Below are 18,010 nucleotides of genomic sequence, written 5' to 3' on the forward strand. Positions count from 1 at the left end.
CGACCGGGTCAGAGGAGCAGCAGGAGCCCCGCCAGGGCCGCGCAGGCCGCGCAGACCGCGAGGGCCACCGCGAGGCAGCGCCGACGCAGGTCCTGGTAGCGGTGTTCGTACTCGGCGCGCAGGGACACGCAGCGGGCCGCGATGCGCTCCAGGTCGGCGCGGGCCCGGGCCAGGCTGTCGGCGGTGTAGCGGCGTTCGATCTCCTCGCGCTGGGCGGTCGTCAGCCACTCCAGCGGCCCGGTGAACTCCCGTGCCCGCTGCTCCGCCTCGGCGATCCGGGCCTGCCACAGCAGATAGCCCTCGACCTGGTTGGCGAGGGCGCCGTCCGTCCCCTGCATGGGCAGGCGCCCGGGCGGACCGTTCACCCCTGGCCCCGGCCGGAGGTCGGCGCCGCGCCGTGCAGCTCGTGCTCGCCCATGGCGATGTCGGGGTGGTGCAGGTCGAACGCCGGGGACTCGCTGCGGATGCGCGGCAGGGTGACGAAGTTGTGGCGCGGAGGCGGGCAGGAGGTCGCCCACTCCAGCGAACGGCCGTAGCCCCAGGGGTCGTCCACGCCGACCGGCCTGCCGTACTTGGCCGTCTTCCACACGTTGTAGAGGAACGGCAGCATCGACAGACCGAGCAGGAACGAACCGATCGTGGAGACGGTGTTCAGGGCGGTGAAGCCGTCGGCGGCCAGGTAGTCGGCGTACCGGCGCGGCATGCCCTCGGCGCCCAGCCAGTGCTGGACCAGGAACGTGGTGTGGAAGCCGATGAACAGCGTCCAGAAGGTGATCTTGCCGAGGCGCTCGTCGAGCATCTTGCCGGTGAACTTGGGCCACCAGAAGTGGAATCCCGCGAACATCGCGAAGACGACCGTGCCGAAGACCACGTAGTGGAAGTGGGCCACCACGAAGTACGAGTCGGAGACGTGGAAGTCCATCGGCGGCGAGGCCAGCAGGACGCCGGTCAGCCCGCCGAAGAGGAACGTGACGAGGAAGCCCGCCGCCCACAGCATCGGCGTCTCGAAGGAGAGGCTGCCCTTCCACATCGTGCCGATCCAGTTGAAGAACTTCACACCGGTCGGGACGGCGATCAGGAAGGACATGAAGGAGAAGAACGGCAACAGCACCCCGCCGGTGACGAACATGTGGTGGGCCCACACGGTCACGGACAGACCGGCGATGGAGATGGTCGCGGCGATCAGACCCAGGTAGCCGAACATCGGCTTTCGGGAGAACGCCGGGATGATCTCGCTGATCACGCCGAAGAACGGCAGGGCGATGATGTACACCTCCGGGTGGCCGAAGAACCAGAAGAGGTGCTGCCACAGCAGCGCGCCGCCGTTGGCCGGGTCGTAGACGTGAGCGCCGAACTTCCGGTCCGCCTCGATGGCCAGCAGCGCGGCGGCGAGGACCGGGAAGGCCAGCAGGACCAGCACGGCGGTCAGCAGCACGTTCCAGGTGAAGATCGGCATGCGGAACATGGTCATGCCCGGAGCGCGCATGCAGACGACCGTGGTGATGAAGTTGACCGAGCCGAGAATCGTGCCGAAGCCGGAGAAGACCAGACCCATGATCCACAGGTCCGCACCGAGGCCGGGCGAGAACACCTCGCTGTGGAGTGGGGCGTAGGAGAACCAGCCGAAGTCGGCCGCGCCCTGCGGGGTGAGGAAGCCGCCCATCGCGATGAGCGAGCCGAACAGGTACAGCCAGTAGGCGAACATGTTCAGCCGTGGGAACGCCACGTCGGGCGCGCCGATCTGCAGCGGCATGATCCAGTTGGTGAAACCGGCGAACAGCGGCGTCGCGAACATCAGCAGCATCAGGGTGCCGTGCATCGTGAAGAGCTGGTTGTACTGCTCCTTGGACACGATCTGCAGGCCCGGACGGGCCAGTTCGGCGCGCATGATCAGTGCCATCAGGCCGCCGATCAGGAAGAACGCGAAGGACGTGCCCAGATACAGGGTGCCGATCGTCTTGTGGTCGGTGGTCGTCAGCCACTTCACCACGACGCTGCCGGGCCGCCTGCCCCTGAGCGGCACCTCGCTCTCGTACGACTCCGGGGCCGCTGCGGCACCATGGGGTTCGTTGAGGATGCTCACAAGTCGTCTGTCTCCTGCTGCTCGCGGTCCGCGCACGGCACGACGTCGGCTACCCGCCATACTCCGCCGGGCGACGGCGTCGGGGCCGCGCTGAGCGGCCGACGCGCGGCCGTCCGGGTGACGGATGCACCCGGACGGCCCAACCGCACACCGCGCCGTCCGGTACGCGCCGCGGTGTGTGGACAGCCGCGAAGTGCGGTACGGATGCAGGGCATGACCACCATCGCCGTCGTGGGTGCCGGGCCCGGCCTCGGAGCCGCCGTGGCGCGGCGGTTCGGACGGGAGGGGTACGCGGTCGCCCTCTTCGCCCGGGACCGGGAGCGGCTGGACGCGCTGGTGCGTGACCTCGAGGGCGACGGCGTCCTGGCGCGGGGTTTCGTCGCCGACGTGCGCAGACCCGAGGAACTGGCCGGCGCCCTGGCACGGGCGGCGGACGAACTGGGCACCGTCGAGGTGCTCCAGTACAGCCCGGTGCCGCACCGGGACTTCATGCGGCCCGTGCTGGAGACCAGGCACCGGGACCTGGTCGGGCCCATCGAGTTCTCCGTGTACGGGGCCGTCGCCGCCGTGCAGCAGGTGCTGCCGGGGATGCGGCGGCTGGGGCGCGGCACGATCCTGTTCGTCAACGGCGGCACCGCCGTCGTACCGCACACCGAACGGGCCGGTACGTCCATCGCGTTCGCCGCGGAGAGCGCGTACGGCCATCTGCTGCACGAACGCCTCGCGGACGAGGGCATCCACGTCGCCCAGCTGGTGATCCCGGGGGCGATCACCCCGGGCCACGCGCGCAAGGACCCGGCCGTGCTGGCGGAGACGCTGTGGGGGCTGCACCGGGACCGGCACGGCTTCCGGCACTTCGCCGACGACCTCGGCGCCTGAGCCGACGACGGCCCTCACGACCGCTGCCGGGCGGCCGTCCCGACAGCTGACCGGGCACCGTCAACCTGCGGAACACGGCCTCGTGAGCCAAGATGGGGACGTTGGCCGTATCGCCTCTTCGAGGGGGCCCGCATGGCTGTCGACATCCCCCCGGTCATCAAGCCGTCCCGGCTCCGCAGCCGGGGCGGCCTGCTCGGTGAGTGCCTCGCCGAGTTCCTCGGGACGTTGGTGCTGATCGCCTTCGGCTGCGGCGTGGTCGCCATGGCGGTCGCCGCACTGCCCGGTTCCGGCCGCGCCGCGACGCCCACCACCATCTTCCTGGCGGCAGGTGACTGGCTGCTGATCGCCTGGGGCTGGGCGTTCGCCGTCGTCTTCGGCGTGTACGTGGCCGGCGGTGTCAGCGGGGCCCACATCAATCCGGCGGTGACCCTGGCCATGGCCGTGCGCCGCGGTTTCCCCTGGGCCAAGGTGCTGCCGTACTGGTTCTCGCAGGTCGTCGGCGCGCTCACCGGAGCGGCGCTCGTGTACCTCGTCTACCACGACGCCATCAGCGCCTACGACCAGGTGGCGCCGGGACCGAAGGTGAACGGACACACGAACGCCACCTTCTCCATCTTCGCCACCTTCCCGGCGGCGTACTTCCACGGCGGCATCTGGGGCCCCCTGGTCGACCAGATCGTCGGTACCGCCTTCCTGCTGATGCTCATCGCCGCCGTCCTGGACGTGCGCAACCAGGCCGTGAAGGCCAACCTCGGGCCGCTGGTCGTGGGCTTCGTCGTCGCCGCCGTCGGCCTGTCCTACGGTGCGAACGCGGGGTACGCCATCAACCCGGCCCGTGACTTCGGGCCGCGTCTGTTCACCTACGCGGCCGGCTGGAACAGCCTGGCGTTCCCCGGCAGCGTGTCCGGCATGTACAGCGGCTACTGGTGGATCCCGATCGTGGGCCCGCTGATCGGCGGCGTCGTCGGGATCGTGGTGTACGACCTCTTCATCGGCGACGTGCTGCTGCTGCGCGCGGAGACGGCCGAACTGCGGGAGCCGGGCCGGGCGACGCCCGTACGCACCACCGACGAGGAGTAGGCCCGGGCGTGCTTCGGGCAGGCCGCGGCCCCCGTACCGGCGTGCGCGCCCGGGGGCGCCGGCCTGTCCGGGTCACAGGGGCCGGTGCGGCCAGTCCAGCAGGCGGGCGCCTATGACCGCCGTCTGGAGCATGTAGCGGTGGGACGGGTCGGACGGATCGGCGCCGGTGAGTTGGTGGATGCGGTCCAGGCGGTACGTGAGCGCACGAACGCTGAGCGAGAGCCGCCGGGCGGCCTCCGCGGCCACGCACCCGGCGTCGAAGTACGCGCCGAGCGTGTCCAGCAGGGGCACGGCACCCCCGCGCGCCGCCGTCAACGGGCCCAGTGTGTGCGACACCAGGTCGACCAGTGCCTGCCGGTCCCGGGCCAGCACCGGATAGACGAGCAGGTCGGAGGCGCGCAGCACCGGCCCGGGCAGACCGAGCCGCGCCGCCATCTCCAGCGCGGCGAGGGCCTCTTCGTACGACTGCACCACCCCGCCCGCGCCGTGCTGCGGCCGGCCGATGGCCACCCGGCAGCCGTCCGTCACCGCGTGTGCCTGCTGCGCGAAGTGCTGGAGGATCTCGTCCTCCTCGCCGGGTGCCACGCACAGCAGCCGCCCGTTCTTGGTGGTCAGCAGGATGCTGCGGGAGTCGAAGCGGGCGAGTACGGCGGCCTCCACCCGGCGCGCGACCGGACCTCCCTCGGTGTACGCGGACGGCCCCTCGGCGACGGCCACCGCGTGCGCCCGGGACAGGCGCAGCCCGAACCGCTCGGCGCGCTCGGCGAGTCGGCCCAGGTCGCTGCGGCCGTACAGCAGGTCGTCGATGAACTCCCGGCGCGCGGCCTCCTCCCGGCGTACGGTGAGACGCTGGGCGCGTTCGTAGCCCTCGGCGAACGCGTCGATCGCCTGTTCCACGGCCGCCAGCGTGGCAAGGCCGCTCTCGGCCGAGCCGGGCACGGCCGGCCAGGCGGCGCGGGTGGCGGCCAGATGGGCGACGATGAGCGCGCGCAGCCCGAGTCCGGCGTCGGCGGCCTGCTCGCCCAGGAGGCGCCGGGCCTTGAGTTCCTCCCTGGTCAGCCGCCGGCCGGTGGCCGCGACCTCGGCCAGTGTCCGGGGGAAGCCGTCCAGATAGCCCTCGGCCGTCCCCTGTCTGTCGTGCTGGTCCCCCATGCAGGTTCCCGTCCCCCGTGACCCCGTACTCCCGCGATCTTGACGCACCGGTGACACGTTCTTGGCGCCGGTCCGGCATGCAGACCCTAGTGAACGCTGCCGGAAACCGGCAATGCGCGGGTCCCGGCCCCGGACGCACCATCCTCCACGGGGAGCCCTACGGAGGGCCGCGGTGCCGGGCACCTGGCAGGTGCCCGGCACCGCGGCCCTGGGGGGCTCCGGATTCGTCGTCTGACGCAAGGACGTATGCCATGGAAGTCCTCGGCGCGCTCGTCGCCGCGTGTCTCGTCGTCGTGCTGCTCGCGCTGCTCGCGTTCTCGCGGCTGTACCGCAAGGTGGACCAGAGCCAGGCCCTGATCGTGTCGAGGACGCGGCGGGTCGACGTGTCGTTCACCGGCCAGGTGGTGCTGCCGATCCTGCACAAGGCCGAGGTCATGGACATCTCGGTGAAGACCATCGAGATCAGCCGCTCGGGGCGGGACGGCCTGATCTGCCGGGACAACATCCGCGCCGACATCCGGATCCTGTTCTTCGTCAAGGTCAACAAGACCGTCGAGGACGTCATCAAGGTCGCCCAGACCGTGGGCACCGAGCGGGCCAGCCATCAGGACACGCTGCAGGAGCTGTTCCACGCGAAGTTCTCCGAGGCGCTGAAGACCGTCGGCAAGCAGATGGACTTCACCGACCTCTACACCAAGCGCGAGGAACTCCGCTACCACATCATCGAGTTGATCGGCATCGACCTCAACGGTTACCACCTCGAGGACGCGGCGATCGACTACCTGGAGCAGACCCCGCTCACCCAGCTCGATCCGGCCAACGTCCTCGACGCCCAGGGCATCCGAAAGATCACCGAGCTGACGGCCGTCGAGCACGTGCGCACCAACGATGCCAAGCGCAACGAGCAGAAGGAGATCACCCGCCAGGACGTCGACGCCCGCGAGGCCATCCTGGAGCTGGAGCGCCGCCAGGCGGACGCCGAGATCAAGCAGCGCCGGGAGATCGAGACGTCCCGTGCCCGCGAGGAGGCGGAGACCGCCCGCGTGGTGGAGGAGGAGCGGCTGCGCGCACAGGGCGCCTTCCTGCGCACCGAGGAGCAGTTGGGGGTCCAGCGGGAGAACCAGGCGCGGGAGATCGCCGTCGCCGCGAAGAACCGCGAGCGGGTCATCGCCGTCGAGAACGAGCGCATCGAGAAGGACCGGCTTCTGGAGGTCATCGCCCGCGAGCGGGAGACCCAGCTGACGAAGATCGCCGCCGAGAAGGAGGTCGAGGCGGAGAAGCGGGAGATCGCCGAGGTCATCCGGGAGCGGGTCGCGGTGGACCGTACGGTCGCCGAGCAGGAGGAGTCCATCAAGAAGCTCCGCGTGGTCGAGGAGGCCGAGCGGGAGCGGCAGGCCCTCGTCATCGCCGCCGAGGCGGAGGCGCAGGAGAAGCTGGTCAAGGACATCAAGGCGGCGGAAGCGGCGGAACAGGCCGCCACGCACCGCGCCGCCGAGGAACTCACCCTCGCCGAGGCCCGGTTGAAGACCGCCGACCTCGACGCCCGCGCCAAGCTGCGGCTCGCCGAGGGCGTCCAGGCCGAGGCCGCCGCCGAGGGCCTTGCCGCGGTGCAGGTGCGCGACAAGGAGGCAGAGGTCACCGTCAAGGCCGGCCGCGCGGCGGCGGAGGCCACCGAGGCACGGCTGCGGGCCGAGGCCGAGGGCACCCAGGCCAGGGCGCTCGCCGAGGCGGAGGGCGCGCGGGCCAGGGGACTCGCGGAGGCCGAGGGCGCGCGGGCGGCGGCGGAGGCCACCGAGGCACGGCTGCGGGCCGAGGCGGAGGGCGCGCGGGCCAAGGGTCTGGCCGAGGCGGAGAGCGCCAAGGCGAAGGCGCTCGCGGAGGCCACCGCCATCGGGGAGAAGCTGAGGGCCGAGGCCGCCGGTCTGACCGAGAAGGCCGCCGCGATGGCCGCGCTGGACGAGGCGTCGCGGGGGCACGAGGAGTACCGGCTGCGGCTCCAGGCGGAGAAGGAGATCCGGCTGGCCGGTCTGGAGACCCAGCGGCAGGTGGCGCAGGCCCAGGCCACCGTGCTGGCGACCGGGCTGGAGCACGCCGACATCGACATCGTCGGCGGGGAGTCCGTCTTCTTCGACCGGCTGGTGTCCTCCATCTCCCTCGGCAAGGGTGTGGACGGCTTCGTCTCCAGCTCCCACACCGCGCAGGCCCTGGCGAAGCCGTGGCTGGACGGCTCCGGGAGCTTCACGGAGGACCTGGGCAGGGTCCTGGGCTCGCTCGGCTCGGCGGACGTACGGAACCTGACGGTGTCCACGCTGCTGATGAAGCAGATCAAGGGCGGCGGCCCACAGGCGGGCCAGCTCCAGAAACTCCTCGATCGCGCGAGCGAACTGGGACTCGCGGACACCCCGGTGACCGCCCTGAACGGCAGTGTGAGCCAGAACTGAGGACGGCCGGGACAGGGCGGCGCCCCGTAGGAGCGCGGGACCGTGTCCGACACGCGGCCTCGCACCCGGTATTCGACGCGCAGCCCCGAGCTGTCAGCCGCACAGCCACGAAAGGAAGCACTCGCCATGCCCACCGCTGAGGCACCGCAGGCAGGCGTGGACGTCGGCACCTACGAGGTGCTCCGCGACCGGCTCGCCGCGCAGGCGGCCGAGCTGGCCCGGCGGGCGCGGACGCTGAACGCCCACAGGGCCGAGGAGTTCGGCTCGGCCCGGCTGGACCTCGCGGCCACCGCCAGGCTCCGCACCGAGCACCCCTGCGTCCCGGGCGACATCGTGGCCGTGGGGAACACCCTGCTCTTCGGCGGAACCGGCGGAGCCACCGACGTACTCGCGCTGTACGGCCGGGACGGCGAGCGGCTGCCCCAGCACGCGGTCCCCGGCCTCCTCGACGACCCGGCGTTCGTCAAGGAGTTCACGGCCCTGCACCGCTACTACCGGCAGGCGGCCCTGCTGCGGCTGCGCCGGGCCGACGGCCGCGTGCTCGCGGTGTTCCGCACCGGGGAGAAGGCCGAGGACGTCCGCGTGCTGCGCTGGAGCGTCGCCGAGGACGGCGGCGTCGCCTTCCTGGACGCGCGCGGTGACCGCGACGACGTCTTCCCGCCCGCCCAGGACCTCACCTGGACGGAGACCACCCGTGAGGACCACGTCCTCGAACGCGGCGGCCCGTACGTCGCCGTCCCCGGCGGGCTCGGGGTGTCGACCGTCGGCGGTTCCCTCACCGTGCGCACCCCGGAAGGGGAGGAACTGCACGCCGAGCCCGTGCAGGAGCTGCTGCAGTCCCTCGCGGACGCGGTGGTCGCCCACGCCCGCGTGGGCGCGCTGGTGCTGCTGCGGGTGCGCCCGTACAAGGAGGACGACGACCGCTACCTGGTCTTCGACACCCTGACCCGGGCGGTGGTCCGGCTCGACGGCATCGGGCAGGCGTGCCGGCGGCTGCCCGAGGAGCAGGGGATCGTCTTTCCCGGCGGGTACTGCCTCGCGGGGGGCACCCACAAGACGTACGACCTCGACGTGGCCGGGCTGGAGTTCGAGCGGGAGGTGCGCGCGCCCAACGGCGAGGACGTGCTGTACGCGTTCCGGTCCCGCGCCGAGGGGCGCGCGCTGCTGCTGTCGTACAACACCCTGCGCAAGGAGGTCGCGACCCCGCTGCCGTGCCGGGGCTGGGCGCTGTTCGAGGACGGCGCGCTCGCCGTGCTGCGGGCCGCGGGCGACGAGCCCGCGCACACCCATCCGGTGCAGTGGTGGACCTCGCCGTACGTCTCCGACACGCACGCCGCCGCGCTGCGCACCGGCACCGGCGCTTTCGCCCGGGTGGGCAACGCCGATCTCGTGCGCGGGCTCGCCGACTGCCTGTCCGTGGCCCGGCTGGTGGCCGACGGCATCGAGACCAGCGAGGGGTACCGGGCGCTCACCGCCGCGTGCGTACGCGCCGCCGATGCGCATCACTGGCTCGACGAGCCCGAACTGAGCGCTCTGGCAGGTCCGTTGCGTGAGGTACGGGCGACCGCCGAGCAGGTGCTGGGCGAGTTCGAGACCGTACGGGAGCTGACCCGGCAGGCCGCCGACGCGCTCGACGACGCCGAGGCGCGGATCGCGGCCGTGGTGCGCCGACTGCGCGGCGAGGCCCCGCGCGAGGCCGCCGTCTGGGTGCGCGGCCTGACCGAGCTCCGGCAGGCGCACGGGCACCTGCTCACGCTGCGGGAGCTGCGGTACGTCGACGCCGCCCGGCTGGCGGAACTGGCCGGGGGGGTGGAGGCCGACCTCGCCGGATTCGGGCGGCGCGCGGTGCAGTTCCTGGCGCGCGAGGACGCCTTCGCCGTCCAGCAGGCGGAGGTCGAGCGGCTGGTCGGGGAGGCGGCGGCCGTCGAGACGGTGGCCGGCGCCCGGCCGGTCGCCGCGCGGCTCGACGAACTCGCCGGCGGACTGCGCACCGTCACCGAGGTCGTCACCGGCCTCGACATCGCCGACGCCACCGTCCGTACGGCCGTGCTGGAGCGGATCGCCGAGGTGCTGGGCGGCGTCAACCGAGCCCGCGCCACCCTCGACGGCCGCCGCCGCGCCCTCCAGGACAGCGAGGGCCGGGCCGAGTTCGCCGCCGAGACCGCGCTGCTGGCCCAGGCCGTCACCGCCGCGCTCGCCGGGTCCGGCACGCCCGAGGAGTGCGACGACCGACTGGCCGCCGTCCTCGCACGGTTGGAGGACCTGGACGGCCGGTTCGCCGAGTTCGACGACTTCCTCGCCGAGCTGGCCGACCGGCGCACCGAGATCTACGAGGCGTTCGCCGTCCGCAAGCAGTCCCTCACCGACGCCCGCGCCCGCCGCGCCGAGCAGCTCGCTCTCTCGGCGGGCCGCATGCTGGAGTCGGTCGGACGCCGGGCGGCCGGCCTGGCCGACGGCGAAGCGGTCAGCACCTACTTCGCCTCCGACCCGCTGGTCGCCAAGGTTCGCCGCACCGCCGACGAACTGCGCGCCCTCGGTGACAGCGTGCGCGCCGAGGAACTGGACGGCCGGCTGAAGGCGGCCCGCCAGGAGGCCGCCCGCGCCCTGCGCGACCGCGCCGACCTGTACGACGAGGACGGCCGCACCCTGCTGCTCGGCGGCCACCGCTTCGCCGTCAACACCCAGCCGCTCGACCTCACCCTCGTCCCGCACGGCGACACCCTGGCCTTCGCCGTCACCGGCACCGACTACCGGGCCCCGGTCGCCGACCCGGACTTCGCCGCGTACCGCCCCTACTGGGACCGCCGCCTGCCCTCCGAGTCGCCCGAGGTGTACCGCGCCGAGCACCTCGCCGCCCGCCTGCTCGCCGAGCACGGCCCGGCCGCCCTCGCCGCCGCCGACGACCTGCCGGACCTGGTCCGCCGGGCGGCGCAGGAGTCGTACGACGAGGGTTACGAGCGCGGTGTCCACGACCACGACGCGACGCTCGTCCTCCAGGCCCTGCTGCCGCTGTACGAGGGCGCCGGCAGCCTGCGCCACGAGCCCGCCGCGCGGGCCGCCGCCCAGCTGTTCTGGACGCACGGCACGACGGGGGAGGCCCGCACCGCGTGGGCCAGGCGAGCGGTGTCGCTGGCGCGGGCCCGGGACGCCTTCGGCACCGTACCGGCCATCGGGGAGCTCGAGCGGGAGCTGGCCGGGGCGATCGGGGAATGGGACGCGTCGCAGGCGGGCGGTCCGGCCGCCGCGTACCTCTTCGAGGAGCTGACCGGTGGCCCGGACGGCTTCGTCCTCGGGACCGCGGCGCGCACGCTGCTGGAGAAGTTCCGGCACGCGGGCGGGAGTTACCGTGGTGATCTGGGGGGACTGACGGACCTGGCCGCGCGTCGGCAGGTGGTGCACGCCTGGCTCGCCGCGTACGCCACCGCCACCGGCACCGAGGCCTCGCCCGGCGAGCTGGCCGAGGCGGTCGCCACGGAACTCTGCCCGGACCTGGCCCGCTACGACGGCGACGCCCCGCTCACCGCCACGGCGGAGGGCCTGCTCGGCACCCACCCGCGTGTGACGGGCGGCCGACTTCCCCTGCGCCTGGACGAGTTCCTGGCCCGCACGGCCCGTTTCGCCGCCGAGGAGGTGCCCGCCTTCCGCGCCTACCAGCGCCGCCGTACGGCCCTGGTGGCGGCCGAACGCGACCGCCTGCACCTGGACGACCACCGCCCCCGCGTGATGCCGGCGTTCGTCCGGGGCCGCCTGGTCGACGAGGTGTACCTCCCCCTGATCGGCGACAGCCTCGCCCGCCAGCTCGGCACCACGGGCGAGACCAGGCGCACCGACACCGGCGGCCTGCTCCTCCTCGTCTCCCCGCCCGGCTACGGCAAGACGACGCTCATGGAGTACGTCGCCGACCGGCTCGGCCTGATGCTGGTCAGGGTCAGCGGCCCGGCGCTCGGCCACAGCGTCACCTCGCTGGATCCGGCCGACGCCCCGAACGCCACCGCCCGCCGCGAGATCGAGAAGATCAACTTCGCGCTGGCGGCCGGCAACAACACGCTCCTGTACCTGGACGACATCCAGCACACCTCGCCCGAGCTGCTGCAGAAGTTCATCCCGCTGTGCGACGCCACCCGGCGCGTGGACGGCGTGTGGGACGGCGAACCTCGCACCCACGACCTGCGCGGCAAGCGCTTCGCGGTCTGCATGGCCGGGAACCCCTACACCGAGTCCGGGGAACGCTTCCGCATCCCCGACATGCTCGCCAACCGCGCCGACGTGTGGAACCTCGGCGACGTCCTCACCGGCAAGGAGGAGGTCTTCGCGCTCAGCTTCGTGGAGAACGCCCTCACCGCCAACCCGGTGCTCGCCCCGCTCGCCGCCCGCGACCGGGCCGACCTGGACCTGCTGGTCCGGCTGGCGGCGGCCGATCCCACGGCCCGCGCCGACCGCCTCGCCCACCCGATGCCGGCGGCCGAACTGAACGCCGTGCTGGCGGTGCTGCGCCATCTGACGGCGGTCCGCGAGACCGTGCTCGCGGTCAACGCGGCCTACATCGCCTCCGCCGCCCAGTCGGAGGCCGCCCGCACCGAGCCGCCCTTCCGGCTCCAGGGTTCCTACCGGGACATGAACAAGATCGCGCAGCGGCTGCGGCCGGTCATGAACGACACCGAGCGTGAGGCCGTCGTCGACGACCACTACACGGCCGAGGCCCAGACCCTGACCACGGGCGCCGAGGCCAATCTGCTCAAACTGGCCGCGCTGCGCGGCACACTGACCGAGGCGCAGGCAGCCCGCTGGACCGAGGTGAAGACCGCCCACGTCCGCGCCCGCACCCTCGGCGGCCCCGACGAGGACCCGGTGAGCCGCGCGGTGGCGGCCCTGGGCCTGCTCGCGGACCGGATCGCGGCGGTCGAATCCGCGATCACCCGCGCTCGGGACGCCGGACGCGACCTCTGATGGTCTGCTTCCTCGTGCCCCTGACGGCCGCGTGCGTGTTCGTGGCGCTGATCACGGCGGTCCTGGTCCGCAGGGACCGGCGCACGGCACGCCGGTACCGCGAGTGAGGCAGGGGCGGGCGGGTCGCGTCGGTCCGGCAGGTGCGTCGGGATCAGCCCAGGCAGAGCAGGACCAGGCAGAGCTGGCCGGACGACGAGGTCTGCGACGGGGACGGTGTGGACGCGGTGGTGCCGCCGGTGCCCGGGGCCGGCTGGGTCGTCGTACCCGAGGAACCGGTGCCGGTGCCGGTGCCGGTGCCGGTGCCGGTGGCGGTGCCCGTGCCGGACGACGACGTCGTGCCGTGCGGCTGCGGGACGACCGGGGTTGCCGGTGACGCGGAGGCGGCCTGGTGCGGGGCCACCGCGGCGGTGTGCGGCCGGCCGGCGGACTGGACCGTGCGGGGCGCCGGGGCGACGGACTGCCGGCGGGGAACGTCGGCGGCGGGAGTGTGTGCCGTCGGCGTGGCCGGGGTGGGGCGGTGGGTGGCGGCGGGCGAGGACGGCGCGGACGCCGGCAGGCTCGGCGCTGCCGGCGGGTCCTCGGTGAGGCCCATGCTCCGGTGGTCCGGCGCGGCGGCCGCCTGCGCCTTGTCACCGCTGCCGCGGTCCATCGAGGCGAGTGTCAGCCCGCCGCCGACGAGTGCGACGGCGGTCGCCACCACGGCCCGGCGCTGGTTCTTCTTCCAGCGCGCCAGCTGCCGGCGGCGAGCGGCGCGGCCCTGGGGAGCGCGCGGGGCGTCCGTGACATCGGCCGCGCCCCTGGTGTCGAAACCGGCCGCGCCGGACGGCCGTTCGGCGCCGGACCAGTCGTCGGTGAGGGGCGCGACTGACGGCACCGTGGAGTGGGCGGCGGCGCGGGGCGGGGCTATGTCCGGGGCGTAGGCACCGCACCCCGGGCAGACCAGGGCGCCGTTGAGGTGCCTGCGGCACGAGGAGCAGTAGTCCATCTGTGGTCTTCCTGAGTACAGGGGGAGCGGGCGTCCGTCACGCTAACGAGCCTTTCGAAAGGCTGTGTGCAGCCCGTGTGGCACTCCTGCGCAGATTCCTGGGGTTCTTTTCCCGTGTCCCGGCCGTGCCCGGGCGGCACCGTCGGCATAGTGGCGGGCGGCTTCCGCACCGGACCGGCAGGAGGAAACGCATGCTCGGCACAGAGTTCCGCACCGGATCGCCCAACTGGATCGACCTCGGCAGTCCCGACACCCGGGCGGCCGCCGCCTTCTACGGTGCCGTCCTCGGCTGGGAATTCGCCTCCGCGGGGCCGGAGGGCGGCGGCTACGGTCTCTTCCGGCGCAACGGCGGCACGGTTGCCGGACTCGGCCCGCTGACCGAGCCGGGAGCGAGATCCGCCTGGATGACGTACTTCCGCACCCACGACGCCCGGGCCACCGCCCAGGCGGTGACCGACGCCGGCGGCACGGTGCGCACCGAGCCGACGAGCATGGGCGAGGCCATCTTCGCCCAGTTCACCGATCCCCCGGGCGCGCGGTTCGCGGTGCTGCAGTCCGGGCAGGGTCTGGAACGGGCGTCGCAGGAGGGCGCCCTGGTGTGGGTGGAACTGCACGTCGGCGACCCGGAGGCGGCCATCGGCTTCTACCGCGGGCTGTTCGGCTGGCGTACCCAGCAGATGCACGGTCCGGGCATGACGTATCAGGTGCTCAGCGTCGCGGAGGGCGACCAGCAGGAGGGTTCCTTCGGCGGCGTGGCCCCGCTGCGCGACGAGCGGGAGGCTCCGCGCTGGGTGCCGTACTTCGCGGTGACCGACGTCGACGCGACCGTCACCGCGACGGCCGCGAGCGGCGGCTCGGTCGTCATGCCGGCGGCGAACATCCCCGACGTCGGCCGCGTCGCCTGGCTCACCGACCCGGCCGAGGCCCTGTTCGCCGTCCTCAGGCCGAACCCGCGCCAGACGTGAGGGGGAGGGGCGTGCCGCCGTCGCGGGCCGGGAGCCGTCCAGGCGTCGCTCATCCTCCGGCGCGCAGGAGGGCGTCCCGCGCCGGTGCGGTGGGCCGACGTCCCCACGGCTTGAAGACGGACAGCACGACCATCGCCAGATACAGCAGCAGCGCGACGGCCGGCACGATCACCGTGTTGTAGCGGACGAAGCCCAGGTGCATGACCGCGATCGATCCGTCCGGATGCCGGTCCACGGCGTGCACCGCGTCGTGCAGCCGTGCCGTGAGGGCGAAGAGCGAGGCCGCCGTCGCGGCGAGGGTCAGCCAGAACTTGGTGGCGACCCAGTAGTGGCGGAACAGGCCCCAGGGGGTGCCGAGGCCCAGCACCACCCCGCTGAGCAGGGTGAGCAGGCTCAGCGGGACGATCAGCGCGTCACCCAGCATGCCCATCGCCCGGTACGCGGTCCGCAGGGTGCCGGCGTCGTCCGTCGCCAGGGCCGTGATCCCGAGGGTGAGCAGGCAGAGCATCAGCGCCAGCCAGCCGACCGAGGCGACCACATGGACGACGACCCAGCTCTTGCGGGCCCTCGGTGACAGTCGACGGCTCACTTCGTCTCCTCCAGGTCCGACTGCGGTCGCACCACCAGACTCGCCCGCCGCACCGGCCCGACGCGTCCGACGGGAGGAGCAACGTCCACTGCTCCGAGCCGAGTACGCGACCCTCGCGCACCACCCGAGAGCCGTCCCGGTTCCCTCCGGCCCTGCCCGGACCGGGATTCGTTCACCCAGTGTTCGAACGCCTTTTCCGGCGAGCCCTGTCGGTCATCGCATACCGTCCTGTCGCCGCTGAGCGAGCGCCGTCACTCCGCGCGCCGGAGCCTGCGGTCCCGGTGCGGCGCGCCGCGCGTCGAGGACGTCACCGGACCGGGCAGCTGGTGCCGCAACGGGCAACGTTCGCCCCGTCGCGACGCCCGGCACGCTCCCCCCACCGCCTCAAGTGCGTGGGAGGTGCCCCCACTCGCCGCACCGGGCACAAACCCACGTACATCCAGTACGAGGGCTTGCACCCGGCACGCCGAGAGCACGCACCGGACGCCGCTCCTCGACGGGCAAACGTTGCCTGCCGCGGCACTAGGATCCCGGGCATGGCCATGAGCATGAGCGACGTGGACAGGTTCGAGGCGTCCAGGCCCCGCCTGGAGGCCGTCGCCTACCGGCTGCTCGGCTCCGCGAGCGAGGCCGAGGACGCCGTGCAGGAGACGTTCCTGCGCTGGCAGGCCGCCGACACCGGGCGCATCGAGGTCCCCGAGGCCTGGCTGACGAAAGTGCTCACCAACCTGTGCCTCAGCCAGCTCACGTCGGCCCGCGCCCGGCGCGAGACCTATGTGGGCCAGTGGCTGCCCGAGCCGCTGCTCGCCGGGGACCCGATGCTCGGGCCCGCCGACACCGCCGAACAGCGCGAATCGGTGTCGTACGCGCTTCTCACCCTGCTGGAGCGGCTCTCGCCGAACGAGCGGGCGGTGTACGTGCTGCGGGAGGCCTTCGGCCACCCGCACCGGGAGATCGCCGGGATCCTCGACATCACCGAGGCCGCCAGCCAGCAGATCTTCCACCGCGCCAAGCAGCACGTCGCCGACGGCAGGACCCGCCGCGAGGTCGACCGGGCCGCCGCGCGGCGGATCGTCGAGGAGTTCCTCGCGGCCGCCACCAGCGGCCGCACCGAGCCGCTCGTCCGGCTGCTCACCGAGGACGCCGTCGCGATCGGCGACGGTGGCGGCAAGGTGCCGGCCCGCGCCAAGGCGTTCGAGGGCGCTCTCGCGGTCGCCACCTTCATGCGGGGCCTGTTCAGGCCCGGCAGGGCCAAGCGTGACCTGGTCGGCGGCACGGCCGAGGTCTACGCCACGACGGCCAACGGCGAACCCGCCCTCGTCGCGGTCGTCGACGGCCGGGTCGTCGGCGTCATGTGCCTGGAGATCACCGCCGAGGGCATCGCCGCGTTCCGCAACCAGGTCAACCCCGACAAGCTGGAGCGCGCGACGCGGCGGTGGGCGGCCGGCGACCACGGCGAACCCCTGCTCAGCGTGTTCTGATCTCGATGTGAGCTGCTTCACACCCGGTTCCTGTCAGGAAACGGCGGGCCGCCCGGTTCAAGGGCCGAGCCCGCTGAAGACAGCAGCAGACAGGAGCCGGGAAATGCAGCATCGCATCGTCGTCCTCGGAGCCGGATACACCGGAGCCGTCGCCGCCGGGCGCCTCGCCAGGCGGCTGCGTCCCGAGGACGTCACCGTCACCCTCGTCAACGCCGAACCGGACTTCGTGGAACGTGTCCGGCTGCACCAGCTCGCGGCCGGCCAGTCGCTCAAGGCCCGCCCGTTCCGCGAGATGTTCGCGGGCACCGGCGTGGAGCTGTCGCTCGGCAGGGTCACCGGCGTGGACGTGGACCGCAGGACCGTCGCCGTCCTCGACGCGGACGACGGCAGGCAGGGACTGCCGTACGACACCCTCGTGTACGCCCTCGGCAGCGGCTGGCACGACCAGGGTGTCCCCGGCGTCGCCGAGCACGGCCACCAGATCGCCTCCCGGCCCGGAGCGCTGCGGCTGCGCGAGCGGCTGGCCGGCCTGACCGCCGGGGAGCCCGTGCTCGTGGTCGGCGGCGGTCTCACCGGCCTGGAGGCCGCGACCGAGATCGCCGAGGCCCGCCCGGACCTCGACGTCGCCCTCGCAGCCCGCGCCGGCCTCGGCGACTGGCTCTCCTCCAAGGGCCGCCGGCACCTGCGGAAGGTCTTCGACCGGCTCGGCATCACCGTGCACGAGCACACCGTCGTCACCGCCGTCGAGACCGGCCGCGTCACCACGGCCGACGGCGGCGCCGTGCCGTCGGCGGTCACCGTGTGGACCACCGGCTTCGCCGCCCACCCGATCGCGCGGGCCACCGCCCTGGAGGTCACCGACGCCGGTCGCATCGTGGTCGACCGCACCATGCGCTCGGTCTCCCACCCGGACGTGTACGCCGTCGGCGACGCGGCCATGGCCATGGGCCCCGGCGACAAGCCGCTGCGGATGTCCTGCGCCTCGGGAGTCCCCTCCGCCTGGCAGGCCGCCGACGCCATCGCGGCCCGGCTGACCGGCGGCAAGCTCCCCGAGGTGCCGCTGCGCTACTTCAACCAGTGCATCTCGCTGGGCCGCAAGGAGGGGCTGATCCAGTACGTCACCGCCGACGACCGCGCCGTCCGCGCGGCCCTGACGGGCCGGACCGCCGCCCGCTACAAGGAACTGGTCTGCAAGGCCGCGGCCTGGGGCGTCGCCAACCCCACCGTCCTGCCGACCCGCCGCCGCCCCGTCGTACGGCAGCAGGACGCGAAGAGCGCGCCGGTCGCGACGTCGGCCTGACCCGCGCCGCGCGAAGCCCCGGCACGCTCCCGGGGCCCGGAGCGGCCTTCGACCAAGTTCCTTCCCCACAAGCACCGTTGTCCGTACACAGGGCCCTATGTTCCACTA

Annotated in this window: 12 protein-coding genes; 7 read left to right on the top strand and 5 right to left on the bottom strand. The window is 73.2% G+C overall.

The features are described 5' to 3' along the window. Window positions 1-8: 8 nt before the first annotated feature. Complete coding sequence (locus AC5WRT_RS29115; RefSeq protein ID WP_496092293.1) at window positions 9-338, bottom strand: cytochrome C oxidase subunit I; 330 nt, start codon at window positions 336-338, stop codon at window positions 9-11. A 23-nt stretch (window positions 339-361) separates the two neighbouring features. Continuing rightward, window positions 362-2,083: an aa3-type cytochrome oxidase subunit I gene (gene ctaD, locus AC5WRT_RS29120; RefSeq protein WP_496092294.1), complete on the bottom strand. Its 1,722-nt coding sequence runs from the start codon at window positions 2,081-2,083 to the stop codon at window positions 362-364. 213 nt (window positions 2,084-2,296) lie between these two features. Between ctaD and AC5WRT_RS29125 the strand changes: the two genes are divergently transcribed. Together AC5WRT_RS29125 and AC5WRT_RS29130 are read left to right on the top strand one after the other, a co-directional pair. After that, entirely contained in the window at window positions 2,297-2,962 is a 666-nt protein-coding gene (locus AC5WRT_RS29125; protein ID WP_496092295.1) for an SDR family NAD(P)-dependent oxidoreductase, read from the top strand. Window positions 2,963-3,094: 132 nt separating this feature from the next. Then, on the top strand, window positions 3,095-4,042 hold the full coding sequence (locus AC5WRT_RS29130) for an MIP/aquaporin family protein (RefSeq protein ID WP_496092296.1): 948 nt from the start codon (window positions 3,095-3,097) through the stop codon (window positions 4,040-4,042). A 72-nt stretch (window positions 4,043-4,114) separates the two neighbouring features. Here AC5WRT_RS29130 and AC5WRT_RS29135 read toward each other — a convergent pair whose 3' ends face one another. Then, a complete protein-coding gene (locus tag AC5WRT_RS29135) occupies window positions 4,115-5,194 on the bottom strand; it encodes a PucR family transcriptional regulator (RefSeq protein ID WP_496092297.1) in 1,080 nt (359 codons plus the stop codon). 251 nt (window positions 5,195-5,445) lie between these two features. Here AC5WRT_RS29135 and AC5WRT_RS29140 point away from each other — a divergent pair, with 251 nt between their 5' ends. Together AC5WRT_RS29140 and AC5WRT_RS29145 are read left to right on the top strand one after the other, a co-directional pair. After that, window positions 5,446-7,635: a flotillin family protein gene (locus AC5WRT_RS29140; RefSeq protein ID WP_496092298.1), complete on the top strand. Its 2,190-nt coding sequence runs from the start codon at window positions 5,446-5,448 to the stop codon at window positions 7,633-7,635. Between the two features lie 126 nt (window positions 7,636-7,761). Further along, a complete protein-coding gene (locus AC5WRT_RS29145) occupies window positions 7,762-12,582 on the top strand; it encodes a DNA repair ATPase (RefSeq protein ID WP_496100764.1) in 4,821 nt (1,606 codons plus the stop codon). 151 nt (window positions 12,583-12,733) lie between these two features. On the opposite strand, the gene AC5WRT_RS29150 is transcribed toward AC5WRT_RS29145, so the two are convergent. Further along, the gene (locus tag AC5WRT_RS29150; protein WP_496100765.1) at window positions 12,734-13,567 is read right to left on the bottom strand and encodes an SCO2400 family protein; all 834 of its coding nucleotides are present in this window, start codon (window positions 13,565-13,567) and stop codon (window positions 12,734-12,736) included. Window positions 13,568-13,758: 191 nt separating this feature from the next. On the opposite strand from AC5WRT_RS29150, the gene AC5WRT_RS29155 reads away from it, so the two are divergent. Next, entirely contained in the window at window positions 13,759-14,532 is a 774-nt protein-coding gene (locus tag AC5WRT_RS29155; RefSeq protein WP_496092301.1) for a VOC family protein, read from the top strand. A gap of 49 nt (window positions 14,533-14,581) precedes the next feature. Here AC5WRT_RS29155 and AC5WRT_RS29160 read toward each other — a convergent pair whose 3' ends face one another. Beyond that, on the bottom strand, window positions 14,582-15,121 hold the full coding sequence (locus tag AC5WRT_RS29160) for a DUF2269 domain-containing protein (protein ID WP_496092302.1): 540 nt from the start codon (window positions 15,119-15,121) through the stop codon (window positions 14,582-14,584). 536 nt (window positions 15,122-15,657) lie between these two features. Here AC5WRT_RS29160 and sigJ point away from each other — a divergent pair. Continuing rightward, complete coding sequence (sigJ, locus tag AC5WRT_RS29165) at window positions 15,658-16,602, top strand: RNA polymerase sigma factor SigJ (RefSeq protein ID WP_496092303.1); 945 nt, start codon at window positions 15,658-15,660, stop codon at window positions 16,600-16,602. A gap of 103 nt (window positions 16,603-16,705) precedes the next feature. Then, on the top strand, window positions 16,706-17,902 hold the full coding sequence (locus tag AC5WRT_RS29170) for an NAD(P)/FAD-dependent oxidoreductase (protein ID WP_496092304.1): 1,197 nt from the start codon (window positions 16,706-16,708) through the stop codon (window positions 17,900-17,902). Window positions 17,903-18,010 lie beyond the last annotated feature (108 nt).

The sequence above is a fragment of the Streptomyces sp. NTD91 genome (genome assembly GCF_059510455.1).